The organism is Streptomyces sp. NPDC096323 (assembly GCF_040302845.1).
GTDB lineage: Bacteria > Actinomycetota > Actinomycetes > Streptomycetales > Streptomycetaceae > Streptomyces.
On record NZ_JBEOSI010000005.1, the window covers coordinates 125,454 to 149,654 of the forward strand.

25 protein-coding genes are annotated in these 24,201 nt (G+C 70.1%); 10 read left to right on the forward strand and 15 right to left on the reverse strand.

The annotated features are described in order from the left end of the window. Positions 1-5 precede the first annotated feature (5 nt). Positions 6-1,160: an adenosine deaminase gene (locus ABTX18_RS15370; RefSeq protein ID WP_352123222.1), complete on the reverse strand. Its 1,155-nt coding sequence runs from the start codon at positions 1,158-1,160 to the stop codon at positions 6-8. A gap of 185 nt (positions 1,161-1,345) precedes the next feature. On the opposite strand from ABTX18_RS15370, the gene ABTX18_RS15375 reads away from it, so the two are divergent. Next, positions 1,346-2,023 (forward strand): alpha/beta fold hydrolase, encoded by a 678-nt coding sequence (locus ABTX18_RS15375; RefSeq protein WP_352123223.1) that lies wholly within the window; start codon positions 1,346-1,348, stop codon positions 2,021-2,023. Positions 2,024-2,243: 220 nt separating this feature from the next. On the opposite strand, the gene ABTX18_RS15380 is transcribed toward ABTX18_RS15375, so the two are convergent. Together ABTX18_RS15380 and ABTX18_RS15385 are read right to left on the reverse strand one after the other, a co-directional pair. Further along, positions 2,244-3,044, reverse strand: coding sequence for a hypothetical protein (locus ABTX18_RS15380; protein ID WP_352123224.1), 801 nt, complete (start codon positions 3,042-3,044; stop codon positions 2,244-2,246). 231 nt (positions 3,045-3,275) lie between these two features. Continuing rightward, a complete protein-coding gene (locus ABTX18_RS15385) occupies positions 3,276-4,172 on the reverse strand; it encodes a LysR family transcriptional regulator (protein WP_352123225.1) in 897 nt (298 codons plus the stop codon). A gap of 69 nt (positions 4,173-4,241) precedes the next feature. Between ABTX18_RS15385 and ABTX18_RS15390 the strand changes: the two genes are divergently transcribed. After that, positions 4,242-4,562 carry a hypothetical protein gene (locus tag ABTX18_RS15390; protein ID WP_352123226.1) on the forward strand — a complete coding sequence of 107 codons (321 nt, stop codon included), beginning with the start codon at positions 4,242-4,244 and terminating at the stop codon, positions 4,560-4,562. A 22-nt stretch (positions 4,563-4,584) separates the two neighbouring features. On the opposite strand, the gene ABTX18_RS15395 is transcribed toward ABTX18_RS15390, so the two are convergent. After that, on the reverse strand, positions 4,585-5,031 hold the full coding sequence (locus ABTX18_RS15395) for an ATP-binding protein (protein WP_352123227.1): 447 nt from the start codon (positions 5,029-5,031) through the stop codon (positions 4,585-4,587). A gap of 144 nt (positions 5,032-5,175) precedes the next feature. Here ABTX18_RS15395 and ABTX18_RS15400 point away from each other — a divergent pair, with 144 nt between their 5' ends. Further along, positions 5,176-6,024, forward strand: a complete 849-nt coding sequence (locus tag ABTX18_RS15400; RefSeq protein ID WP_352123591.1) for a helix-turn-helix domain-containing protein — start codon at positions 5,176-5,178, stop codon at positions 6,022-6,024. Then, a complete protein-coding gene (locus tag ABTX18_RS15405; protein WP_352123228.1) occupies positions 6,021-6,209 on the forward strand; it encodes a DUF397 domain-containing protein in 189 nt (62 codons plus the stop codon). Before ABTX18_RS15400 ends, ABTX18_RS15405 begins: the two co-directional genes overlap by 4 nt. 56 nt (positions 6,210-6,265) lie before the next feature. Here the strand turns inward: ABTX18_RS15405 and ABTX18_RS15410 are convergent, their stop codons facing one another. From ABTX18_RS15410 to ABTX18_RS15425, 4 genes are all read right to left on the reverse strand, one after another. Beyond that, on the reverse strand, positions 6,266-7,099 hold the full coding sequence (locus ABTX18_RS15410) for an NAD(P)H-binding protein (protein WP_352123229.1): 834 nt from the start codon (positions 7,097-7,099) through the stop codon (positions 6,266-6,268). A gap of 183 nt (positions 7,100-7,282) precedes the next feature. Next, the gene (locus tag ABTX18_RS15415) at positions 7,283-7,522 is read right to left on the reverse strand and encodes a hypothetical protein (RefSeq protein WP_352123230.1); all 240 of its coding nucleotides are present in this window, start codon (positions 7,520-7,522) and stop codon (positions 7,283-7,285) included. Positions 7,523-7,642: 120 nt separating this feature from the next. Further along, positions 7,643-7,837, reverse strand: a complete 195-nt coding sequence (locus ABTX18_RS15420) for a hypothetical protein (protein WP_352123231.1) — start codon at positions 7,835-7,837, stop codon at positions 7,643-7,645. A gap of 547 nt (positions 7,838-8,384) precedes the next feature. After that, entirely contained in the window at positions 8,385-9,065 is a 681-nt protein-coding gene (locus ABTX18_RS15425) for a hypothetical protein (RefSeq protein WP_352123592.1), read from the reverse strand. A gap of 112 nt (positions 9,066-9,177) precedes the next feature. Between ABTX18_RS15425 and ABTX18_RS15430 the strand changes: the two genes are divergently transcribed. After that, positions 9,178-9,543, forward strand: coding sequence for a VapC50 family PIN domain-containing toxin (locus ABTX18_RS15430; protein WP_352123232.1), 366 nt, complete (start codon positions 9,178-9,180; stop codon positions 9,541-9,543). Positions 9,544-9,652: 109 nt separating this feature from the next. On the opposite strand, the gene ABTX18_RS15435 is transcribed toward ABTX18_RS15430, so the two are convergent. After that, complete coding sequence (locus ABTX18_RS15435) at positions 9,653-10,606, reverse strand: LysR family transcriptional regulator (RefSeq protein WP_352123233.1); 954 nt, start codon at positions 10,604-10,606, stop codon at positions 9,653-9,655. Positions 10,607-10,668: 62 nt separating this feature from the next. On the opposite strand from ABTX18_RS15435, the gene ABTX18_RS15440 reads away from it, so the two are divergent. The 4 genes from ABTX18_RS15440 (at position 10,669) to ABTX18_RS15455 (ending at position 14,169) form a co-directional block, all read left to right on the forward strand. Continuing rightward, positions 10,669-11,979 (forward strand): MFS transporter, encoded by a 1,311-nt coding sequence (locus ABTX18_RS15440; RefSeq protein WP_352123234.1) that lies wholly within the window; start codon positions 10,669-10,671, stop codon positions 11,977-11,979. 120 nt (positions 11,980-12,099) lie between these two features. Beyond that, positions 12,100-12,783: a L,D-transpeptidase family protein gene (locus tag ABTX18_RS15445; RefSeq protein WP_352123593.1), complete on the forward strand. Its 684-nt coding sequence runs from the start codon at positions 12,100-12,102 to the stop codon at positions 12,781-12,783. A 97-nt stretch (positions 12,784-12,880) separates the two neighbouring features. Further along, entirely contained in the window at positions 12,881-13,873 is a 993-nt protein-coding gene (locus tag ABTX18_RS15450; protein WP_352123235.1) for a sigma-70 family RNA polymerase sigma factor, read from the forward strand. Continuing rightward, positions 13,870-14,169, forward strand: a complete 300-nt coding sequence (locus ABTX18_RS15455; protein ID WP_352123236.1) for a hypothetical protein — start codon at positions 13,870-13,872, stop codon at positions 14,167-14,169. The genes ABTX18_RS15450 and ABTX18_RS15455 overlap by 4 nt, the downstream gene beginning before the upstream one ends. Before the next feature lie 72 nt (positions 14,170-14,241). Here the strand turns inward: ABTX18_RS15455 and ABTX18_RS15460 are convergent, their stop codons facing one another. Continuing rightward, the gene (locus tag ABTX18_RS15460) at positions 14,242-14,592 is read right to left on the reverse strand and encodes an STAS domain-containing protein (RefSeq protein ID WP_352123237.1); all 351 of its coding nucleotides are present in this window, start codon (positions 14,590-14,592) and stop codon (positions 14,242-14,244) included. A gap of 402 nt (positions 14,593-14,994) precedes the next feature. Between ABTX18_RS15460 and ABTX18_RS15465 the strand changes: the two genes are divergently transcribed. Then, on the forward strand, positions 14,995-18,291 hold the full coding sequence (locus ABTX18_RS15465) for a S8 family peptidase (RefSeq protein WP_352123238.1): 3,297 nt from the start codon (positions 14,995-14,997) through the stop codon (positions 18,289-18,291). A 96-nt stretch (positions 18,292-18,387) separates the two neighbouring features. Here the strand turns inward: ABTX18_RS15465 and ABTX18_RS15470 are convergent, their stop codons facing one another. The 5 genes from ABTX18_RS15470 to ABTX18_RS15490 all read right to left on the reverse strand — a co-directional run bounded on the left by ABTX18_RS15470 (position 18,388) and on the right by ABTX18_RS15490 (position 24,154). Next, positions 18,388-19,665, reverse strand: a complete 1,278-nt coding sequence (locus ABTX18_RS15470; protein WP_352123239.1) for a thymidine phosphorylase — start codon at positions 19,663-19,665, stop codon at positions 18,388-18,390. A gap of 127 nt (positions 19,666-19,792) precedes the next feature. Continuing rightward, positions 19,793-20,182, reverse strand: coding sequence for a cytidine deaminase (locus tag ABTX18_RS15475; protein WP_352123594.1), 390 nt, complete (start codon positions 20,180-20,182; stop codon positions 19,793-19,795). Between the two features lie 11 nt (positions 20,183-20,193). Beyond that, positions 20,194-21,456 (reverse strand): ABC transporter permease, encoded by a 1,263-nt coding sequence (locus tag ABTX18_RS15480; RefSeq protein ID WP_352123240.1) that lies wholly within the window; start codon positions 21,454-21,456, stop codon positions 20,194-20,196. Beyond that, positions 21,453-22,571: an ABC transporter permease gene (locus ABTX18_RS15485; protein ID WP_352123241.1), complete on the reverse strand. Its 1,119-nt coding sequence runs from the start codon at positions 22,569-22,571 to the stop codon at positions 21,453-21,455. Before ABTX18_RS15485 ends, ABTX18_RS15480 begins: the two co-directional genes overlap by 4 nt. Next, on the reverse strand, positions 22,571-24,154 hold the full coding sequence (locus ABTX18_RS15490) for an ABC transporter ATP-binding protein (RefSeq protein ID WP_352123595.1): 1,584 nt from the start codon (positions 24,152-24,154) through the stop codon (positions 22,571-22,573). Before ABTX18_RS15490 ends, ABTX18_RS15485 begins: the two co-directional genes overlap by 1 nt. Positions 24,155-24,201 lie beyond the last annotated feature (47 nt).

Genomic DNA, 24,201 nt, shown 5'->3' on the forward strand with positions numbered 1-24,201 from the left:
GTCGATCAGCCGGCGAGCGAGCTGGAAACCCTGGTCGCAGCGGTCTGCTCGAAGAGCCATTCGGATTTCAGCTCGGCGTACCCGGGCTTGATGACGTCATTGATCATGGCCAGACGTTCATCGAAAGGAATGAATGCTGATTTCATCGCATTGACGGTGAACCACTGCATGTCGTCGAGCGTGTATCCGAAGGCTTCGGTCAGCTTCTCGAATTCCCGGCTCATGCTCGTACCGCTCATCAGCCGGTTGTCCGTGTTCACGGTGGCCCGGAAGTGGAGCCGGCGCAGCAGCCCGATCGGGTGCTCGGCGTACGAGGTCGCGGCCCCGGTCTGCAGGTTGGAGGTCGGGCACATCTCCAGCGGGATGCGCTTGTCCCGCACGTAGGAGGCGAGGCGGCCGAGCTTCACGCTGCCGTCCTCCGCGACCTCGATGTCGTCGATGATCCGGACGCCGTGGCCGAGCCGGTCGGCGCCGCACCACTGGATGGCCTGCCAGATCGACGGCAGGCCGAAGGCCTCGCCCGCGTGGATGGTGAAGTGGTTGTTCTCGCGCTTGAGGTACTCGAAGGCGTCGAGGTGCCGGGTGGGCGGGAAGCCCGCCTCGGCGCCCGCGATGTCGAAGCCGACGACACCCTGCTCGCGGTAGCGGTTCGCCAGCTCGGCGATCTCCAGCGAACGGGCGGCGTGCCGCATCGCGGTGAGCAGCGCGCCCACCCTGATCCGGTTGCCGTCCTGGCGCGCCCGGCGCTCGCCCTCCCGGAAGCCCTCGTTGACGGCCTCGACGACCTCTTCGAGGGTCAGGCCGGCTTCCAGGTGCTGCTCGGGGGCGTACCGGATCTCCGCGTAGACGACACCGTCGGCGGCCAGGTCCTCCGCACACTCCGCGGCGACCCTGACCAGCGCGTCACGGGTCTGCATGACGGCGCAGGTATGGGCGAACGTCTCGAGATACCGCTCCAGCGAACCGGAGTCCGCGGCCTCGCGGAACCAGATGCCGAGCTTGTCGGCGTCGGTCTCGGGAAGTCCGTCGTATCCGTTGGCCACGGCGAGTTCGACGATCGTCCCCGGGCGCAGGCCGCCGTCGAGGTGGTCGTGGAGAAGGACCTTGGGGGCACGCCGGATCTGATCCTGGCCGGGCACATTGAGGGTGGGGCTCATCATTCACGCACTCTAGCGCCTACGCGCGTAGAGCGCGCTCCCGATACGTAACAGAGACCGCGAATACGGGTGGCGTACATCTGGCCTTCTGACACTGTTGCGTCATGGCACAGCGCGCACTCCCCCTGCCTGCTGCAAGGCTGGGACGGGCCGTCAGGACGGCCGGAGCATCTCCTACGGTCAGCGGCGTGGTCCTGCTGCTCCCGGACGGCGAGCCCTACTCGCACCGTCGCCCCTCCTCCCTCTCGTACGCCCGCCGGCTCCCCCTGGCCAGGGCCCTGGCCCGCGCCGGCGGCGACGACGGCCTCTGCGCCCACGTCGTGCACTACCGCTGCCGCGGCTGGAACACGACGGACGCCCACCTCGCCGCGGACGCCGAATGGGCGGTGGACGAGGTCGTACGCCGCTACGGCGACATCCCCGTCTGCCTGGCCGGCCACGGCATGGGCGGCCGCGCGGCCCTCCGCGCCGGCGGCCACCCGGCCGTCACCTCGGTCCTCGCGATGGCCCCCTGGCTCCCGGCCGACCCGGACGCCGAGCCGGAGCCGGTCAAGCACCTGGTCGGCCGCCACGTCCTCCTGGTCCACGGCACGAACGACGCCCGTTCGGACCCGGAGCTCTCCTTCCGCCTGGCGGAGCGCGCCAAGAAGTCCAACCGCGACACCTGCCGCTTCGAAGTCCACTCGGACGGCCACGCCCTGCGCCAGCACCACACGGAAGTCACCGCCCTGGCCGCGGACTTCATCCGCGGCTCCCTCTTCGGCCGGCACTACGCCCGCCCACTCGCGGACGCACTGGCGGCCCCGCCGCCGCTGGGGCTGCGGATGCCGCTGGCGGCGGGGTTCGGGGAGTCGTTGCGGGGATGAGGGGCGAGGCGGACCGGGGTCGGAGATCCCCGGCCCGGCCCGACTCGGCTCGTCCCGGTGCGGCTCCGTCGCGGCGGCCCCGCGGTCCGCGGAAGTTGAGATCGATGTGGGCGCGTTGAGGCCGCCTCAGCGGCACCTTTTGCGCCCACATCGATCTCAACTTCGGACGGAGCGGTGGGCAGGCGCCCATGCTGTGGGCGCGGGCCGGGACCGGCAGGAGTCAGTTGTGGTTCTCGTCGATGGTGACGGCGACGCCGTCCTTGATGTCGGCAACGACGATGATGCCGCCCTTCTTGGCGGCTGCCTCGAGGTCGTCCTCGCTGCAAGGCGTCGTCCCCTGGCCCTCCTCACCGCAGATCCATCCGGCACCGTTGATGGTGGTGTCGTCGGCGGTGAAGAACGAACGGTCACCGCCCGCGAACGTCTTCGTCAGCATGTACTTGCCCGGCGCCATGAACGCGAGCGTCCCGGTGACGAGCCCGGCCGCGTCACCGCTGCCCGCGTCGTCATCGGTCCCACTGCCGCTGTCGGTGTGGTCCTCGACGATGCTCACCGCCACACCGTTCTCGAGCTTGACCGTCGCCCCGAAGCCCTTCTTGGACGCGGCCTCGAGCTCGTCCTCGCTGCAAGGCGTCGCCGCCTGGCCGTCCGCGTCGCCGCAGATCTTGCCCGCGCCCTGGATGTCGGTGTCGTCCGAGGTGAAGAACGCCTGCCCCGTGCCCCCCTTGCGGGTCACCATGTACTTGCCCGGCGCCATGTAGGAGACCGCACCGGCCCAACTGCCCGTCACCTTGCCGCCCGAGGCCTCGCCCGAGTCCTTGCCCGAGTCCGCCCCGGCGCCGTCAGCGGTGTCCTTGCCGCCGGACCCGCCCTTGGCAGCCGACCCCGATGCCGACGCCGCGGGACTGTTCGACGTGCCGGAGGTTGCGGCGTCCTCGCCCTGACAGGCCGTGAGGAGCAGCGCCGTGGCCATCAGAGCAGTGGCGGTGAGCGCGGTCTTGCGGTGGCGGCTGCGAAGCATGATGGGGTTCCCCCGACGGGTAGCAATGAGGCGGCCGACCGGTCGTGACGGCTCGCCTGCTTGATCGATCACTACCTTGCCTGATGACGCGACCAGCGGAGAAGCGCAGTTACAAGGCCAGGACAGCATCGCAATGATCACGACGCCCTCGGTTCCGCCCCATGACGGAAGGCGCGTACGCCACGCTGCCACCCGCCACGCATCGGCCGGTTCGGGGTGGTCGACGGTCGCCTACCCCGCTTCGCCGCCCGGGGAAGCGCCCGCCTTCTGGTCCGACGCCGCGTCCGGCTGTGACCGGCTCGCGGCGACCGCTGCGGCAACGAACGAGGCGACGAGGGGCCGCTGGTCGAGCTGCGACCACGCGACGACCAGGCGGCTGGGCGCCGCGTCGGCCACCGGCTTGTAGACCAGCCCCGGGTGAACGGGTTCGACGGACGAGCGCGGCAGCAGCGCGATCGTCCGGCCGAGCATGATCATCTGAGTCATCTGCGCCACGTCCGCGATCTCCGGACCGGTCCCGCCGTCCAGCACCCCCTTCCAGCGCGGCAGCGTCTCGTGCTCCAGGTCGGCCATGCACAGCTCGCCGCGCGAGGCCAGCCGGTGGCCCTGCGGCAGAATCGCCACACGCCCCTCGACGAACAGCGTCTCGGACTCCAGCCCCGTGAGGTCGTCGAACGGCGCGTACAGCAGCGCCACATCGGCTCTCCCGTCACGCAGATAGTCGGCGCGGTCGGTGGCGCCGCCGAACAGGACGTCCACCCGCCGCGCATCGGGCTGTCCGGCATACGCCGCGAGGATCCCGGACAGCAGGTTGGCATCGCCACCGGGCTTGATCACCAACCGCAGCTGCGCCTGGACGTCACCGGCCCGGCGCGCGCTCCGGGCCGCGGCGCTCACCGCGTTGAGCGCGTGGCGGCCGTGGTGCAGCAGCGCCTCCCCGGCCGGCGTCAGCGAGACGCGACGGCTGGAGCGCAGGAGCAGCTGAACGCCGAGTCGGGATTCGACACGTTGGATCGCTTTCGACAGCGCCGGCTGCGCGATGGCGAGGCGCGCGGCAGCACGGCCGAAGTGCAGTTCCTCGGCGACCGCGACGAAGTACTCAAGCTCACGCGTCTCCAGCTCACTCATGCCTTCAGGTTATCGCTGGAGAACCGATCGGTCTTGGACTTCGCTCCTGGAGCGAGGTTCGATTGACCCATGATTCACCACACAATGATCGTCTCCTTCGCCGAGCCCATTCCTGATGCCGAGCTGGATCAGTTCCTCATAGACATCGAACAGGTCATGCGCGACTCGGGGCAGATCCAGACGTTCGCCGCCTCGCGACACATCCGCGTACCCGCCGAAGAGCACAGCCCCGTACCCACGGCCTCGGCAATCGTGCAGATCGCCCTCGCCGGCCTCGACGCCCTCAACGCTTCATTCACGACCCCCGGCCTCGAGGAGGTCATCAAGCGCTGGCAGTCCCGCCACCCCTACAAGGTCGTCTGGGCCAACCACGAGCCGCTGTTCCCCTGACGGAGCCCGGCACGCATTCGGCTCACCGGGCAACCGACCCCGTCTCCGCCCACACCGTCTTGCCCGGCCCGAGCCGATCGCTCACGCCCCAACGGGCGGCAAGGGCCTCCACGATGAGGAGGCCCCTGCCCCCGTCGGCCTCCGGGTCGGGCCGGGGCACGGCGGCGGGGTCCGGGCGGGCCTCGTGGGTGTCGGAGATCTCGACGCGTACGACTCCGGTCCGGTACGCGCACGAGAGCCGCAGCTCGAAGTCGCGCCCGGGTACGCGCCCGTGCAGGACCGCGTTCGCCGCGAGCTCCGCGACGAGCAGGGCCACGGTGTCGGAGAGCTGCGTGCCGTAGGGGACCCCCCAGACGTCGAGCTTCCACACGGCCAGGCGCCGCGCGAGGGTCGCACCCAGGCGGGTGGCGGAAAACCTCTGGACGAACACGCTTACGGTTACGGGCGGTTGGGCTTGCAGCGCTGTCATGCGCCAAGCGTTCCGCCTCGACCACCCGCGCCAGCAGGAACAACACCCATACAGATCCCTCTGTATGGGTTGACGCTCTGGACGGGGTGAGTAACCGTCCGTGATCATTGCCGCGTGGATCGATGCACGGAAGACGGGGCGGCGATGACGGCGGACCACGAGAGCACCACGGCGAGCGGCGAACCCGAGCTGTCCGACAGCCTGCGGACGTTCGGGGCCGTACTGAAGGCCCTGCGCGAAGCCGCCGGCCTCACCCAGGAGGACTTCGCACCTCGCGTGCAGTACTCACCCGCCTACATCGCCAAGATCGAGCAGGGCAAGCGGTTCCCGCCGGAGAACCTGCCGGAGCGGGCGGCGGAAGCCCTGGGGGCGGTCGCCGGCAAGGTCCTCGGCGCCGCCGCGCGGAGTCTGCGCAGAAGGGCCGGACTCGCCTCCTGGTTCCAGCAGTGGGCGGGGATCGAGGAGGGAGCGATCACGCTGTACGCGTACGAGTGCCGGGGGGTGCCGGGACTACTCCAGACCGAGGGCTACATCCGGGCAGTCTTCGACCGGCGCCTGCCGCCGCTCGCGGAAGACGCGTTCCAGCAGCAGGTGGCCGCACGTCTGGCGCGGCAGGATCTCCTGCCCGGGCGCCCCACCACGTCCTTTTCCTTCCTCATCGAGCAGGCGGTCCTTGAGCGCCGGTTAGGGGGTACGCAGGTCACGTCCACGCTCATCGACAACCTGCTGACGCAGGGCGGGCGTCGCAACGTCGAGGTTCTCGTCATGCCGCTCAGGCAGCCGGATCACTCCGGCATCGACGGGCAGATGTACCTCGCGGAGACCCCCTCCCACAGCTGGTTCGGCTATGTCGAAGGTCATGACAGCAGCACCCTCCTCACTGACCCGAAAGTAGTCAGTGCCATGCTCCAGCGCTATGGCAAGATGCGCTCACAGGCGCTGAGTCACGAGGCCTCGGCGGGCCTGCTGAAGCAGATGCTAGGAGCGCTATGACTACCGAACTGGCCTGGTTCAAGAGCAGTTACAGCGGCAGCGGCGGCGACAACTGCGTAGAGGTCGCCCCGCACCCCCACACCGTCCACGTACGCGACTCCAAGGACACCGCCCGCCCCGCGCTCACCGTCTCCACCACCGCCTGGTCGGCCTTCACCGCTTACGCGTCCGCCGTCGAAGCCTGAGCAAGCGGCGCCCCCGAGGGCAGGTGTGCGACATCCCTTGCTCAGGATCCGGCGGTTCAGCGGAAGGCGGCGGCATTCTCCGCAACCCACTGCTGGAACAGTCTGGCTGGGGAGCCGGTGACCTGTGAAACCGTGTTGCGCACCGTCAGTATCTCGTCGTTGACGTCCCCGCCCATGACGTCGAGCACCGCGTCCGCGGCTTCGTCCCCGAAGACAGCGGCCATCTGAGCGTGGGCCTCCTCCCGGCTGATCTCGGTGAAAGGCACCTCCCGCCCCAGTACTGCCGCGATGGCCTCGACCTGCTGCCGGGCAGTCACCCGCTCCGGACCGGTCAGCGCATACGTACGCCCGTGGTGACCGGGCTCGGTCAGCGCCACCCGCGCCACCGACGCGATGTCCGCGGGGTGGATCGTGGGGAGTCCGGCGTCCGCATATGGCGCGCGGACTGCCTGGTGTTCACGGATCGACGCCGCCCACATCAAGGAGTTCGAAGCGAATTGCGTCGGCCGCAGGATCGACCAGGCCATGCCGCTGTCCTTCAGGAGCTGCTCGACCGCCAGGTTCTCGACTGCGGGGCCCAGGTGCGGATGCGTCTGGACCGTAATGGACGACACGAGCACCACGTGCTCCACACTCGCCTGCCGGGCGGCCTCAAGGATGTCGGCATCTGAGCCCAGACGCGACACGAGGAACAGTGAGCGCACCCCCTCCAACGCGGGCTTCAATGAAGCTGTGTCCGCGAAGTTACCTTCAACGGCCTCGACCCCTTCGGGGAACACCGCCCTCGCGGCGTCACGGGTGAGCCCTCTCAACGGCCCGGCACCGCACACGTGCAGCTCCTTGAGCAGTGCACTTCCTACGTTCCCGGTGGCTCCCGTTACGAGAATCATGAGTACCTTCTCCCGTCGTCAGATGATCAACTAGAGGACACGCTAGAAGCTCAATCGCACTTCAGGTCAAGGCGAACCCTGACAGTCCCTGCTGTCGGGCGCGTTCATCCGTACGCGGTTGAGCACTTCAATGCGTAAGCGGACACGACCGCGCGAGTGGACCGCGAACCCACGGGTCCATCCTCAAGAATCGGGGCAATGCACCCCCGGGTTCATGCTGAAGAGGCCTACGGCGGGGGCGGCGCTGATGCGCAGGGTGTAGTCCTGGCCGCGTCGTATGGGCACCCCCTGGTCGAGCGCATCCTGCTCGGCGGGCTCCAGTTCGGCGGCGCGGAGGAAGTCGGCGCCCTTGCCAGGCATGTCGAGGGTGACGAGCAGCTCCGGCGCCGCGGAGTCGTTTTCGATCGTGGTGTGGTCGGGCATGAGGTCGGTGACGAAGGTGCGGATCGCGCCACGGCGGGACGGCGCCCGCCCTTACTGCCCTTTGCCTTGACGGCGCGCAGTCCGTCGTCCGTCAGCTCCCGCTGGAGATCACGCTGGAGTTCACCGGCCGCGGCGAGGGTCTGCACCCATGAACTTCACGGTGGACAGCAGCTCGCCGGTGCGGGGGTGGCGGGCGGTGAGGTCCATCGCGGAGAACGCGCCGTCGTGGATGCGCAGCGCCACTTGGTCACGGTGGAGGACGTCGAGGACGTGCCCGGTGCCGCGTACGAGGCGGAACATCTCGGAGATGTGCACGGTGTCGCCCGGCCGCGTGCGAACTGGTACTGGCCAGGGTGCGCCCGGTCGTGCTGGAGCGACTGGCCGGTCCGAAGCCCGAGGCCCGTGCCAACGGCGTGGCCGGGCAGGTGGTGCGCATGCTCGATCGGCGTGGCCTCTACGCGCGCATCAGCGGGTCCGAGGAGCCGCCCCGCCCCGCAACCCCGATACATGTTCGGCGCATTCACGCTGGACCTCACGGGGCTCGGTGACAGCAATCCCGTAAGCCTCCTCCCTGCTTCCCAGGAGCACATTGAGAAGTTCGGCGAGCTGCAGGCGCACGCGCACGACCATTCACCTTTCCAAGGCGTGGCGGGATGGAGGCTGCGAGCAGCAGCCCCTGTTCAGAGCGAAAAGGGAGGGATCTACGGGGTAGGGAGTCCGGCGGCCACCATGCGCAGAGCCGGGGCAGCAGAACCTCCATCGGCGGGCCCGTGCCGCCCTGTACGAACAGTTCGAGGGCGACATTGCTGGCGGCCATCACGCTCGCGGCCACCAGGCGTGGGTAGAGATCGGTGGTTGAAGCTCAGATCACGTCCCGCGCAACCTGCGGGTAGCCGATCTCGGCGAGGTCCTCGGCCAGGTCTGCGAGGGTGACCTCCTCGTTCAGCGATGACACGAGCTTCTGACCCAGCGGTCGCAAGGCATACACGTCGCGCACCGCTTCCAGGTCCACGGGAACCTCGTAGTAGTCCTCGGCGAAGCGCCGGAACGCTTCCGGCGAGCGGTCGACCAGGAGCTCGAACAGGCCCGTTGCCCCGTCGGGGTCGGAACACCCGGCGGGGAAGTCGATCACGCCGTGCCGCCATCTATCATCCGTCGCCTCCCGCCACAGGCAGGCCGTCACGACGGGGACGTCATCCTCGTCGGTGAACGCCGGCTCCACGACGAAGGGCTTGAAGACCTCCGGAACCTCGTCGATCACTCCCGGCCAAGGCTCGCCATCGTTGCCATACGGGCTCATCGGTGCTTCGTGGTCGAAGCCACGGACGTAGGCCCCGGCCGCCGAGAACGCGATGGAGTACTCGTCTCCCGACCCGTTGCGCATCGAGGCCATCTCCTCGTCGTCGGCCCAGTCGGCGTTGAAGGAGTAGTACCGGCCTTCCCAGTCCGGGCTCAGGATCGCGTCGAGCATCGCCAGTGAACGACACAGGTTCCGCAGGTCAGCAATCGAAGGGAACTGGCGAGCTACGTCATAGACAGTCATGCGCTCATCCAACCGGATGCCCCTGACACCCAGAATCTCCCTCAGAGGCTGTCACGCTCAGTAGTAGTGGCCGGATCTGGACCCCGGAGCCCTCGACAGGACACGGCGACTGATGAAGGCAGCGGTACGGGACTGCCTCGTCAAGGGGCACGAGCCGCTCATCGACATACTGGAACTCCCCGACAAGGACGACCGGCACGTCCTGGCCACGGCTATCCGCGCCAAGGCCCAGGTGATCGTGACCTTCAACCTCAAAGACTTCCCGGCAGACGCCCTTGCGCCATGGGACGTTGAAGCCGTCCACCCGGATGCCTTCCTCGAAGCGCAGATAGATCTGGCGCCGGAGGTCATGTACGCAGAGATCCAGCGCATCGCCGATAGTTGGAAGAATCCGCCCGGCACGGTTGCCGACGTGATCGATCGACTCGAGAGGAACCGTCTCGTTTCATCCGCGGCGGCCCTGAGGGCACGCGCCTAAGCTAAGACCGTGTGACACCGCCCGCCCTCCGCTCACCGTCTCCACCGCCGCCTGGTCGGCCCTCACCGCTTACGCGTCCGCCGCCCGCGCCTCCTGACCACCGCCCACCTCAGTCCGGCAGCAGGTTCCCGCGACGCGACAGCAGGAACTTCTTGAACGCCGCCACCGGCGCCGTGTCCGGGTGGCCGTCCAGCCAGGCCACGCCGATCTCCCGAGCGGCCCGCGGTGCCGTCACCGTCAGTTCCACGACCCCGGGGCGGGCCACCGCCGGAGGCGGGAGCAGGGCGACGCCCAGGCCGGCCGCGACCAGGCCGCGCAAGGTTTCCGCCTCCTCGCCCTCGAAGGCGACGCGGGGGACGAAGCCCGCCTGGGTGCAGAGGTCGTCCGTGATGCGGCGCAGGCCGTAGCCGGGTTCCAGGGTGACAAAGGTTTCGTCGGCGGCCTCCGCCAGGCGGATGCGGCGGCGGGTGGCCAGGCGGTGGTCCTCGGGGACGACCAGGCGCAGGCGCTGTTCGTCCAGGCGGCGGGCGACGAGGTCGGGGGCGTCGGGGACCGGTGAGGTGAGGCAGAGGTCGAGGTCTCCGGCGCGGAGGCGTTCGATCATGGCCTCGCCGTAGTTCTGGACGAGCTGGAAGCGGACCTTGGGGTGGTCGACGCGGAAGGCGCGGATGAGGGCGGGGACCGTTTCGGAGCCCATCGTGTGGAGGAAGCCGAAGGCGACCTTGCCTGCGGTGGGGTCGGCGTCGGCCCGTACCGAGTCGGCGGCCTTCTCCACCTCCGCCAGGGCCCGTTCCGCCGAGCCGAGGAAGGTGCGGCCCGCCGGGGTGAGGGAGACCGTGCGGCCCTTGCGGGCGAACAGGGCGACACCCAGGTCCTGTTCCAGGCGGACCATTGCCCGGGAGAGCGTGGACTGGGGGACGCCCAGCTCGTGCGCGGCGCGGGTGACGTGTTCGTGGCGGGCGACCGCCTCGAAGTACGCGAGGCGCGGTGCGAGGACCGTGCGGATGTCTTCTTCGTAACTGCTTGGTGACAGCCGGGGCTGTGAGCTGTACTGATGCGCCATGGGATTGATTATCGGGTGTTTGTGCATTGGACGCATGAAAGGGGGCGGCCTACGTTCGTGGCATGCCTCCTGCCAGTACCGGGGCGTCCACCCTCATCGTGGCCGCCTCGACCCAGTCGTCCCCCGCTCCCGTCGCCGCCGTCCCGGCGGACCGGCTCGAGCCCGGGCGTCCCGGCTATCGCCGGATGAGCTTCGCGCTCTTCGCCGCCGGTGTCGCGACGTTCGCGCTCCTCTACTCCACCCAGGCGCTGCTGCCCGCCGTCTCCGCGTCGTTCGGCGCCACGGCCGGGCAGGCGAGCTGGACGGTGTCCGCCGCGACGGGTGCGCTGGCGCTGTGTGTACTGCCGATGAGCGCGCTGTCCGAGCGGTTCGGGCGGCGTCAGATGATGACCGCCTCGCTGGTGGTCGCGGTGACCGTGGGGCTGTTCGTCCCGTTCGCGCCCTCGCTGGGCTGGCTGATCGCGCTGCGCGCCGTCCAGGGCGCCGCGCTCGCCGGTCTGCCCGCCTCCGCGATGGCGTATCTGGCGGAGGAGGTCCGGCCGAAGGCGCTGGTCGCCGCGATCGGGCTGTTCGTGGCCGGCAACAGCATCGGCGGGATGAGCGGCCGCATCCTCACCGGCTGGGTCGCCCAGGCGTGGGGCTGGCGGGCGGCGCTCGGCGCGGTCGGGCTGCTGGCCGTGGCCTGCGCGGTCGTCTTCCACTTCATGATCCCCCGGGCCCGGCACTTCACCCCCGGGTCGCTGAACCCGAAGGCCCTCGCCAAGACCGTCGCCGGGCACCTCGCCGACCCGCTGCTGCGCCGGCTGTACGCGATCGGCGCCCTGTTCATGACGGTGTTCGGCGCGGTCTACACGGTGATCGGCTACCGCCTCGTCGAGGCGCCGTTCAGCCTGCCGCAGGGTGTCGTCGGTTCGATCTTCCTCGTCTATCTCGTCGGTACGCTCTCCTCCGCGGCCGCGGGTCGCCTCGTCGGCCGGCTGGGCCGCCGGGGCGCGCTCTACCTCGCCGTCTCCACCACGGCCGCCGGGCTGCTGCTCTCGCTCGCGGACCAGCTGGCCGCCGTACTCCTCGGCCTGGTCCTGATCACGGCCGGCTTCTTCGCCGGGCACGCGGTCGCCTCGTCCTCCGTGAGCCGCACGGCGACCACGGGCCGCGCCCAGGCGTCGGCGCTCTATCAGTCGGCGTACTACCTGGGCTCCAGCGCGGGCGGCACGCTCGGCGCGGTCGCCTTCCACGCCGGCGGCTGGGCGGGCACGGTCACGCTGGGTCTGGCCGCCGTGCTCGGAGTCGTATCGATCACGCTGTACGGGTCGCGTGCGGCACGCATCGAGCGGCGGCGGCCGGCAGCCGCGATGGCGTCCGTACAGAACTGAGACATTCGGCGCACAACCATCGACTCCCCGACGCGCGTCTAGCAGGCGGAAGTACCGCACTGTGCGCGAAGGGGAGTTGGGGTTTACATGACAGTCACGGGGAACATGCGGAGCGTAGGGATGCGGCGCGGGCTCACGCTGGCCGTCGCCGGTCTGACCGCGATACCGGCGTTCGTGCTCGGCACCGGCGGCACCGCCCAGGCGGCGTCGTGCACGGCGTCCAAGGGGCCGTACCAGAAGCAGGCCGAGAAGTACCTGCACCTGAAGGTGGACGGCAAGCAGTCGGCCGCCGACTGCAAGGCGATCCGTTCGTTCCAGAGCAAGTACGGCGTCACGCCCACCCTCGGTTACGCCGGGCCCGTGACCTGGCGCACCATGCAGACGCTCACCGCGCAGAAGGCGGCGGGCAAGACCCCGAACAAGGCCAAGAAGTGCCCCACGAACAAGGGGCGCATCGCGTGCGTGGACCTGACCCGGCAGATCACCTGGATCCAGGACGGCAGCAAGCTGAAGTTCGGGCCCGTTCCGGTGCGGACGGGGCGCAACGGCTACGAGACCCGTACGGGCGCCAAGAAGATCTACTGGAAGCACAAGAACCACGTCTCGTCGCTCTACCACGTGTCGATGCCGTACTCCCAGTTCTTCGACGGCGGGCAGGCGTTCCACGCGGTCGGCGTGAAGATGTGGAACCCGCCGGGCTCGCACGGCTGCGTCAACATGCGCACCGCCGACGCGAAGTCGTACTGGAACCTGCTGAAGAACGGCGACGACGTGTACGTGTACGGGCGCAAGCTCGGCACGTGACCGCTTCCGCTCGTCCCGTCCCTGTTGTCAGTGCCGTGCGGTAGCTTCCGAAGTGCTGGAGTGAGCGGTGTCACAGCGCAACAGGGGCGGCCGAAGCATGAGTGATCTGACGGCGACGACGGCCGATATCGACAGTCGTCTGGAGGGGCACCGGGTCGAGCTGACCGCGTACTGCTACCGGATGCTCGGCTCGGCCTTCGAGGCGGAGGACGCGGTCCAGGACACCCTGGTGCGCGCGTGGCGCAACATCGAGAAGTTCGAGGGGCGTTCCTCGCTGCGGTCCTGGCTGTACCGCATCGCGACGAACGTCTGCCTCGACATGCTGAACGCGGGCAACAAGCGGGCCAGGCCGGTCGATCTGTCCGGGCCGACGCCGCTCGCGCAGGCCGCCCTCAATCCGCTGCCGGAGAACACCTGGCTGGAGCCGATGCCGGACGGTCGAATCCTGCCGACGGTGGCCGACCCGGCGGAGGCGGCGGTCGCGCGCGAGTCGGTACGGCTCGCGTTCGTCGCCGCGCTCCAGCATCTGCCGCCGAAGCAGCGGGCGGTGCTGATCCTGCGCGAGGTCCTCGCGTGGAAGGCCGGCGAGGTCGCCGAGCTTCTCAACACCTCCGTCGCCTCGGTCAACAGCGCGCTCCAGCGCGCCCGGGCCACGCTGACCGATCAGCAGAGCTCCCCCGCCGACACCGCGGATCCACTCGACGAGGAGCAGGCCAAGCTCCTGAAGCGGTACGTGGCGGCGTTCGAGGGCTACGACATGAAGGCGCTGACCGCGCTCCTCCACGAGGACGCCGTCATGACCATGCCGCCGTTCGACCTCTGGCTGCAGGGTCACGACGACATCGCGGGCTTCATGACGTCCATCGGCGCGTCCTGCGAGGGCTCCCGGCTGGTCGCCACGTCGGCGAACGGCACCCCGGCGTTCGCGCACTACAAGCCGAATCCGGACGGGCCCGGGTTCGTGCCGTGGGCCGTGCAGGTCATCGACATCCAGAACGGGGCGATCACGGGCATGCACTGCTTCCTGGACACCCCGCGCTGGTTCCCGCTGTTCGGGCTGCCGGACCACCTGGGGGCCGACGCCGCGTGAAGCGGTGGCTGGTGGTGGGGTGGGCCGTGCTCGCGGTCGCCGGCTGGTGTGCCACGCAGTGGGCCGGTGAGCCGGTGGCGACGCCCGGCCCGGCCCCCGTCGCGCCCCCGGCCTCGGGTGCGGAGCCGGGTCCGCAGCCGGAGTTCGACTGCGCGGAGGAGGTACGGGCCGCGAGGGCGCGCCAGGCGTCGCCCCCGTCCCCCTCCGCCACCGCGCTGCCCTCGAAGCACCCGAGGCCCGGGGAAGGCCGGAGCGTGCTCACCGTGGTGGCCTGCGACTACTCGGTCTCCGACTGATCGGGGACGGGGACGGTCGGCGACGGGGACAGACCGGGGTGACGGCATGCCCGGGCGCGGGGCGGCGCCCGGTCAGGGCCCGGGTGCCCGGTCCGCCTCGATGCCCGCCCCGTCGCCCCGGTCCGCCCCGTCGTCCAGGCCCACCACGTCGGCGAGCCCCACCAGCCCGATCAGCAATTGGAGTTCGGGCGGCGTTCCGCGCAGGCGCAGGCGTCTGCCTCCCGACCGGCGTGCCACCAGGGACAGACGGGCGATCGCCTCCACCGAGGCCAGGTCCGGCTCGACGATGCCGCCCACGTCGCATTCCACCACGGTGGCGTCCGACGCGGTCAATATCGCCTCCAGGTCCGCGCAGAGGCGCGGCGTGCCGGCTCGGGTGACGCGTCCGGAGAGGACGAGTACGGCCGGTGACAGGGGTTCCATACCAGGAAGACCGGTCCGGCGGCCGAAACTCATCGCCCCGCCGATCTCCGGTTCCCGCAGGACCCGAGCGTCCCCTTCGCCGGCTCCTCGGAGGTGCCCCGGTGGCCGCGAGCTGCCCGGGGACCCTCCGGCCACCCTCGTAACGACCGGTCCCCCATCCCGCAGGACCGACCGGCAGGCGACCGAATGCGGGTGAAGATCCGCCAACTCCGGCCATCTGTGCGCCTGCTGTGAACCCATTCGGACACATCTCCCTCTATACGGGTGAAACAGCCGGCTCCGGTGCACGCATCGGTGCCGACTGCCCACCGGCCCCCTCGGGGGCCGCCTGATTCTCCAGGGGGAGAGTTGCGCAAACACGTGAGAAGAGCGTGTGTTTCCACCGTCGCCACAGCGGCGGCCGTGGCGCTCGCGGCCGGGTTGACCACCCCGGCCACGGCCCGCGACAACAGCCCGTCCCAGCCGGCCGGCAGCTCGTCCGGCGCACGGCATCAGCTGACACTCATCACCGGCGACCGCGTCACGGTGGACGCCAAGGGTCGGGTCCTGGGCTTCCGTCCCGCGGCGGGGCGCGAACACATACCCGTGCAGCGGCAGACGCGGGACGGGCACACCCTGCTCATCCCGGCCGACGCCCACCGGCTGATCAGTTCCGGAAAGCTGGACCGCCGGCTGTTCGACGTCACGGAGCTGAGCCGGGCGGAGAACCGCAGGGCGCAGAAGTCGGCCCTGAAGCTGATCGTCTCCTACCGGGGCGCCGCGGCCACGGCCGCGAAGGCCGAGGTACGCGACGCGGGCGCCACCCGTGTCGGACCCGTGCTGAAGTCGCTGAACGCCCAGTCCGTGGCCACCCCGCAGGAAGACGCCCGGTCCATCTGGCAGGCCCTCACCAGCAAGCCGTCGGGCAGCGCCCAGCGGACAACGGCCGCCGGAATCGACCGGGTGTGGCTGGACGGCGTGCGCCGGGCGAGCCTCGACAAGAGCGTCGCGCAGATCGGCGTCCCGGCCGCCTGGAAGGCGGGCTACACCGGCAAGGGCGTGAAGATCGCCGTCCTGGACACCGGCGCCGACGCCACGCACCCGGACCTCAAGGGCCAGATCCTCGCGTCGAAGAACTTCTCCACGTCGCCCGACACGAAGGACCGCTTCGGCCACGGCACCCATGTCTCCTCCATCGCGGCCGGTACGGGCGCGAAGTCGGGCGGGAAGTTCAAGGGGGTGGCCCCGGACGCCAGGCTCCTCGAGGGCAAGGTGCTCGACGACGACGGCTTCGGCGACGACTCCGGCATCCTGGCCGGCATGGAGTGGGCAGTCGCCCAGGGCGCCGACGTCATCAACCTGAGCCTCGGAGGCACCGACACCCCGGGAGTCGACCCGCTGGAGGCGGCGGTCGACAAGCTCTCCGCCGACAGCGGCGTGCTCTTCGCCATCGCGGCGGGCAACGAGGGCGACTCGGCGGGCACGGTCGGCTCCCCCGGCAGCGCGGACGCCGCGCTGACCGTCGGCGCGGTCGACGACAAGGACCTGCTGGCGGACTTCTCGAGCCGGGGCCCCCGGGTCGGCGACGGCGCGATCAAGCCCGATGTCACCGCCCCCGGCGTGGACATCACGGCGGCCGCCTCACCCGGCTCCGTCATCGACAAGGAGGTCGGTCAGAGCCCGGCGGGCTATCTGACGATCTCCGGTACGTCGATGGCGACCCCGCACGTCGCGGGCGCCGCGGCGCTCCTCAAGCAGCAGCACCCCACCTGGAAGTACACCGAGCTCAAGGGCGCCCTCACGGCCTCCACGAAGCCGGGGAAGTACACCCCCTTCCAGCAGGGCTCGGGCCGGATCGCCGTCGACCGGGCGATCACCCAGTCCGTCGTCGCCGACCCGGTCTCGGTGAGCTTCGGCGTCCAGCAGTGGCCGCACACCGATGACGTGCCGGTCGCCAGGAAGGTGACGTACCGCAACCTCGGCACGAGCGACGCCACGCTCGCGCTCACCGTCCAGGGCACCGGCCCGACGGGCAAGCCCGCCCCGGCCGGCTTCTTCGCGCTCGGCGCCACCCGCGTGACCGTCCCGGCGGGCGGCACCGCCGAGGTGCCGCTGACCGTGAACACCAAGCTCGGCGGCACGGCCGACGGCGGCTACTCCGCCTACGTCGTGGCGACCGGTGCCGGGCAGACCGTCCGCACCGCGGCCGCGGTCGACCGCGAGCGCGAGTCCTACGACCTCACGCTCAAGACCATCGGGCGCGACGGCAAGCCGGCCCCGTACACCACGAGCGACGTCTACGGCATGAGCGGCGCCGCGGACGGAGTGTGGGAGTCCCCCGAGGTCGTCGACGGAACGGCGAAGCTCCGCGTCCCCAAGGGCGGGTACGTGCTGAACTCGGCCGTGTACGCGGACCCGGAGGACCTGGGCAAGGGCGTCGACTGGCTCGCTCAGCCCTGTCTGAACCTCACCGGGAACACCACGGTGACGTTCGACGCGCGCCTGGCCAAGCCGGTGGACTTCACCCTTCCGGCCACCGGTGCGAAGCCCGTGATGGCCTCGCCCGACCTCCAGGTCGACTACGAGGGCAACGGCTACGGATACGGCTGGGTGCTCGACTCGTACAAGCAGCTGCGCACCGCGCACATCGGTCCGAAGGCGACCGGCGTCCAGCTCTCCCAGCACTGGTACGGCACCTGGACCAAGGGTGCGGCGACCCGGTACGACGTCGCGCTCGGCGGACCGGTGACCCGCGTGGCGACCGGCTACCACCGCGCGTTCGGCAGCGGGCAGCTGGCCGAGGTCGCCATCCGCGCCGGTTCGTCCGTCAGGGGCAAGACCGGCGAAGTCTACGCAGGGGGCCAACTGCCCGGCTCGTCCGGCGGCTGGTCGGCCGGAACGACCCAGAAGCTCCCGGCGACCACCACCGCGTACGTCTCCACCGCCGACAAGGTGCGCTGGGGCTTCGACTTCTCCCAGAACGGGCCGCTCGACGAGGACGGCTACCCGCGGTTCGAGGCCTCGTACTCCCTCGGCGCCCCGCAGGCCCTCAAGGCCGGCAAGACGTACCCGAAGACCGTGAACACGGCGGTCTTCGGGCCTTACGTCAACGCCGACTTCGGGGTCTTCCGCGAAGGCGACGGGATCATCGGGTCGATGCCGCTGGTCGCCGACGGCAACCGGAACGCCGGGACCTCCCTGTACAGCTCGGTGAAGACGGTGCTCTACCGCAACGGCAAGGTGTTCGGCAGGAACGACGACCCGCTGGAGGGCGGGACACCCTTCACCGTGCCGGCCGGGGCCGCCGACTACCGGCTGACCACGTCGGTACGGCGCGCCGCCGACGTCGCCTCGGTCTCCACCCGGATCGACGCGAGCTGGACCTTCCGCTCCGGCCGGACCAAGGGCCTCGTCGCACTGCCGGTCTCCATGGTCCGCTTCGCTCCGGCGGTGGCGCTGGACAGCACGGCCAAGGCCGGCAAGTCCGTGTCCGTGCCGGTGACGGTGCAGGGCGCGGCCGCGGGAAAGAACCTCAAGTCGCTCACGGTGTACGTCAGTTATGACGCCGGGAAGACCTGGAAGAAGACCGCGGTCAAGAAGGGGAAGATCTCGGTGAAGAACCCGGCGAAGAAGAAGTCGCTCTCCTTCAAGGCCAAGGTCACGGACAAGAAGGGCAACACGTCCTCCGTGGCGATCTACAACGCCTACTTCGGCAAGTAGCCCGAGCGGCCGGCGCCACGTCTGCGCCGGCCCCGCATGACGGCGGCCCGCCGGGACGGTTCTCACCGTCCCGGCGGGCCGTTCGCGTGCGAGGGGTTACGCGATGCGCTCCCGCACCACCGGCGTCGCCGCGAACGGCGTGCCGGCCGGGGCGATGTCGTACGCGTCGGGCAGGGCCTTCAGCGCGTACTCGAACTTCTCCGGGGTGTCCGTGTGCAGCGTCAGCAGCGGCATGCCGGCCGTCACGCGGTCGCCCGGCTTGGCGTGCAGTTCGATGCCCGCGCCGGCCTGGACCGGGTCCTCCTTGCGGGCGCGGCCCGCGCCGAGGCGCCAGGCGGCGACGCCGATGTCGTACGCGTCCAGGCGGGTCAGCACGCCGGAGGACGGGGCCGTGACGACGTGCTGTTCGCGGGCGACCGGGAGGGTGGCGTCGGGGTCGCCGCCCTGGGCGGAGATCATCCGGCGCCAGACGTCCATCGCGGAGCCGTCCGCGAGGGCCTTCTCCGGGTCGGCGTCCCTGAGCCCGGCCGCGTCCAGCATTTCGCGGGCGAGGGCCAGGGTGAGGTCGATGACGTCCTTCGGGCCGCCGCCGGCCAGGACGTCCACCGATTCGCGGACCTCCAGGGCGTTGCCCGCGGTCAGGCCGAGAGGGGTGGCCATGTCGGTGAGCAGGGCGACCGTGCGCACACCGCTGTCAGTGCCCAGCGCGACCATGGTGGAGGCCAGTTCGCGGGCGTCCTCCATGGTCTTCATGAACGCGCCGGAGCCGACCTTGACGTCCAGGACGAGTGCGCCGGTGCCCTCGGCGATCTTCTTGGACATGATCGAGCTGGCGATGAGCGGGATGGCCTCGACGGTGCCGGTGACGTCGCGGAGCGCGTACAGCTTCTTGTCGGCGGGGGCGAGCCCGTCGCCGGCCGCGCAGATGACGGCGCCGGTGGTGTCGAGGACGTGCAGCATCTCGGCGTTCGAGAGGTGGGCGCGCCAGCCGGGGATGGACTCCAGCTTGTCGAGCGTGCCGCCGGTGTGGCCGAGGCCGCGCCCGCTGAGCTGCGGTACGGCGGCGCCGCAGGCGGCGACCAGCGGGGCGAGCGGCAGGGTGATCTTGTCGCCGACGCCGCCGGTGGAGTGCTTGTCGGTGGTGGGGCGGGAGAGCGCGTCGAAGTTCATCCGCTCGCCGGAGGCGATCATGGCGGCGGTCCAGCGGGCGATCTCCGTGCGGTTCATGCCGTTCAGCAGGATCGCCATGGCCAGTGCGGACATCTGCTCGTCGGCGACCTCGCCGCGGGTGTACGCGTCGATGACCCAGTCGATCTGCTCGGGGGTCAGCTCGCCTCGGTCCCGCTTGGTGCGGATGACGGAGATGGCGTCCATGGTCTGGAGTCCTTCCGGCCGGTACGTACGTACGCATGAGCACGCATGAGTCCCGTTGACTCTACGCGCATAGAGGAGAAAAGAGCCGCCGGGCGGGCCCGCGCGTGCGGGCCCGCCCGGCGGGTGGCTAACCGAGGTGCCCGGGGCCGAATGCCTGCGGGAGCATCTCGTCGAGCGTGCGGAAGCCGTCCGGCGTCTCCAGGACGAGTTCCGGTCCGCCGAACTCGTGCAGCAGCTGCCGGCACCTGCCGCACGGCACCAGGATCTCGCCCGCCCCGTCCACGCAGGTGAAGTGGGTGAGGCGGCCGCCGCCGGTGGCGTGGAGCTGGGAGACCAGTCCGCACTCGGCGCACAGCCCGACGCCGTACGAGGCGTTCTCGACGTTGCAGCCGACGATGGTGCGGCCGTCGTCGACGCGGGCGGCGACGCCGACCGGGTAGCCGGAGTACGGGGCGTACGCCCGGGACATCGCGTCCCGGGCTGCGGCCCGCAGGGCGTCCCAGTCGGCCGGGGTCATGACGCCCGCCGTCACTTGCCCTCACCCTTGCGGTAGGGCACGCCGTCCGCCTTGGGCATCCGCAGCCGCTGCGACGACAGCGCGAGCACCAGCAGCGTGGTGACGTAGGGGGCGGCGTCGACGAACTGGCTCGGGACCTGGTCCGTCAGCGCGTACCAGGTGAACAGCAGCGCGGAGCAGGCCGCCGAGATCACCGCGGCCACGTACTTCTTCCGGTACAGCTGCCAGAGGGCGGCGATCGCGAGCAGGATCGCCAGGAGGAGCAGCATGGCGTGGACGTTCTCCGCGCCGCCGCGCAGCTTGAGGCTGTCGGTGAAGCCGAAGAGTCCGGCGCCGAGCGCCATGCCGCCGGGCATCCAGTTACCGAAGATCATCGCGGCGAGACCGATGTAGCCGCGGCCGCCGGTCTGGCCCTCCTGGTAGATGGAGGTGGCGACGATGGAGAGGAAGGCACCGCCGAGCCCGGCCAGTCCGCCGGAGATGACGACGGCGATGTACTTGTACTTGTAGACGTTCACGCCGAGGGTCTCGGCGGCCACCGGGCTCTCGCCGCAGGAACGGAGCCGCAGCCCGAACGGCGTGCGCCACAGCACCCACCAGGTGACGGGGATCAGCAGCAGCGCGACGACGGTCAGGAGGGACAGTCCGGTGACCAGCCCGCCGATGATGCCCGCGAGGTCGGATACGAAGAACCAGTGGTGCTGCTGGAGGTCCTGCAGCCAGTCGGAGAGCCCCGGGATAGTGATCTTGTCGATCTCCTCCAGGCGGGGGGACTGTTTGGAGGAGCCGCCCGGGTCGTCGGCGAAGGTGAAGTTCGAGAGGTAGCGCGTGACGCCGACGGCGAGGATGTTGATCGCCACACCGGAGACGATGTGGTTCACGCCGAAGGTGACCGTCATGACCGCGTGCAGCAGACCGCCGAGCGCGCCGCCGATGATGCCGAACAGGACGCCCACCCACGGGCCCCACTGGAATCCGGCCCAGGCGCCGAACCAGGTGCCGAGGATCATCATGCCCTCGAGGCCGATGTTGACGACGCCCGCGCGCTCGGCCCACAGGCCGCCGAGGCCGGCGAGGCCGATGGGAACGGCCAGTTCCAGGGCGCCCGCGACCTGACCGACGGAGGTGATGTCGTTCGCGCCGCTGATCAGCCGGACCAGCGAGACCAGGGCGAGCGCGCCGGCCACGATCAGCAGGACGACGGGCAGGGAGAGCCTGCGGCGGCCGCCCTTCGCGGGGGCGACGCGTGCGGCGGAGACTTTGCTGGTGCTCACAGGGCCGCCTCCTTCTCGGTCGTGAGGGCGTGGCCGGCGGCGAGCTCTTCGCCGACCTTCTGCTGCTGACGGCGGGTCCCGTAACGGCGGACCAGTTCGTAGCTGATGACGACGGAGATCACGATCAGGCCCTGCATGATCGTGGCGATCTCCTTCTCGAACCCGAACTGGTCGAGCGGGGAGGACGCCTTGTCCAGGAACGCGATCAGCAGGGCGCTGAGGGCGATCCCGACCGGGTGGTTGCGGCCCAGCAGCGCGATGGTGATGCCGGTGAAGCCGATGCCGACCGGGAAGTCGAGGCTGTACGTGTGGGTGTCGCCGAGCAGCGTCGGCATGCCCGCCAGACCGGCGACGGCGCCGGAGATGAGCATCGAGGTGAGGATCATCTTCTTGGCGTCCACACCGGAGGCCTGGGCGGCGCTCTCGCTGGCACCGGTGGCCCGCAGGTCGAAGCCGAAGCGGGTGCGGTTCAGGACGAACCAGTACACGAGGCCGCAGCCGGCGGCGACGAAGGTGAAGCCGTAGATCTCTCCGGACTCGGCGCCCAGGGACACTCCCGGGAACCAGCCGGACTCGTGGATCTCACCGGTGGTGAGGTTGTTGGACCCGGCCGCCTGGTCACCGAAGTTCTTCGGGAGGATCAGCCAGGCGATCAGCGAGGTGGCGATCGAGTTGAGCATGATCGTCGAGACGACCTCGCTCACTCCACGGGTCGTCTTGAGGATGCCCGCGATGCCCGCCCAGAAGGCGCCCACGAGCATCGCCACGACGACGATCAGGGCGATCTGGAACGGTCCGGGGAGGTTGACGCTCGCGCCGACGAGGGCGGCCATCATCGCCGCGAGGCGGTACTGGCCGTCGACGCCGATGTTGAAGAGGTTCATCCGGAAGCCGACCGCGACCGCGAGAGCGGCGAGGTAGTACGTACCGGCCTGGTTGATGATCAGTACCTGTACGTCGGAGTACGACGCCTGCTCGAACAGCAGCCGGTACAGCTCGAACGGGTCGCGGTTCGACACGAGCAGCACCAGGGTGCTGAGCACGAACGCGACGACCAGGGCGAGCGCCGGCCCGGCGAAGCCCAGGATCAGCCGGTCCTTGTCGAGTTTCTTCATCAGGCCTCGTCCTCCGGTGCTGCTTCGAGGTGACCGGCGGCGGCGCCGGTCATGGCCGAGCCCAGTTCCTCGGGGGTGATGGTGGCGGGGTCGGCGTCCGCGACCAGCCGGCCGCGGTACATGACGCGCAGGGTGTCGGAGAGCCCGATCAGCTCGTCCAGGTCGGCGGAGATCAGCAGCACCGCCAGTCCGTCGCGGCGGGCCTCACGGATCTGGTCCCAGATCTGGGCCTGCGCGCCGACGTCCACGCCCCGGGTGGGGTGCGCGGCGATCAGCAGCTTGGGCGCGTGGCTCATCTCCCGGCCGACGATCAGCTTCTGCTGGTTGCCGCCCGAGAGGGACGCCGCGGTGACCTCGATGCCGGGGGTGCGCACGTCGTACTCGCGCACGATCCGCACGGTGTCCTGGCGGGCCGCCTTGGGGTCCAGCAGGAAGCCGCGGCTGTTGGGCTTCTCGGTGACGTGGCCGAGGATGCGGTTCTCCCAGAGCGGCGCGTCCAGCAGGACTCCGTGCCGGTGCCGGTCCTCGGGGATGTAGCCGATGCCGCTCTCGCGCCGCTTGCGGGTGGGGACGCGGGAGATGTCCGCGTCGCCCAGGGTGATCACTCCGCTGTCCGCGGCCTTCATCCCGATGAGCGCGTCGATCAGCTCGGTCTGGCCGTTGCCCTCGACGCCCGCGATACCGAGGACCTCGCCCTTGTGGATGGTGAAGGAGACATCGGACAGGACGTCACGGACGACCCCGTCCGGGTCCGTCATGGTGAGCGACAGCCCCTCGACCCGGAGCATCGGCACATCCGTCACCGTGGACTCACGGGTTTCGGGCGACGGCAGTTCGCTGCCGACCATCAGCTCGGCGAGCTGCTTGGTCGTGGTCTGCGCGGGATCGGCGGTGCCCACCGTCGTCCCGCGCCGGATCACGGTGATGTCGTCGGCCACCGAGAGGACCTCGCCGAGCTTGTGCGAGATGAAGATGACGGTGAGGCCCTCGGCCTTGAGCTCGCGGAGGTTCGCGAAGAGCGCGTCCACCTCCTGCGGGACGAGGACCGCGGTCGGCTCGTCGAGGATGAGGATGCGGGCGCCGCGGTAGAGGACCTTGAGGATCTCCACGCGCTGACGGTCGGCGACCCCGAGGTCCTCGACGAGGGCGTCGGGCCGGACGCCCAGGCCGTACGCGTCGGAGATCTCCTTGATCTTCTTCCGTGCGGCGGAGCCGATGCCGTGCAGCTTCTCGCCGCCGAGGACCACGTTCTCCAGGACGGTGAAGTTGTCGGCGAGCATGAAGTGCTGGTGCACCATGCCGATGCCGCGCGCGATGGCGTCACCCGGGTTGCTGAACGAGACCTGCTCGCCGTCCACGGCGATGGTGCCCTCGTCCGGCTTCTGCATGCCGTAGAGAATCTTCATCAGGGTGGACTTGCCGGCACCGTTCTCGCCGACGAGGGCGTGGACCGTGCCCTTGCGCACGGTGATGCCGATGTCGTGGTTGGCGACGACGCCGGGGAAACGCTTGGTGATGCCGTGCAGTTCTACGGCAGGGGGGCTGCTGGACGCGTTGATGACGCACTCTCCTTGGCCGGACAGGAGCGGGAGCGGAGGGGCAGAGGGGCGGGGTGAAGTTATCGCGCCTG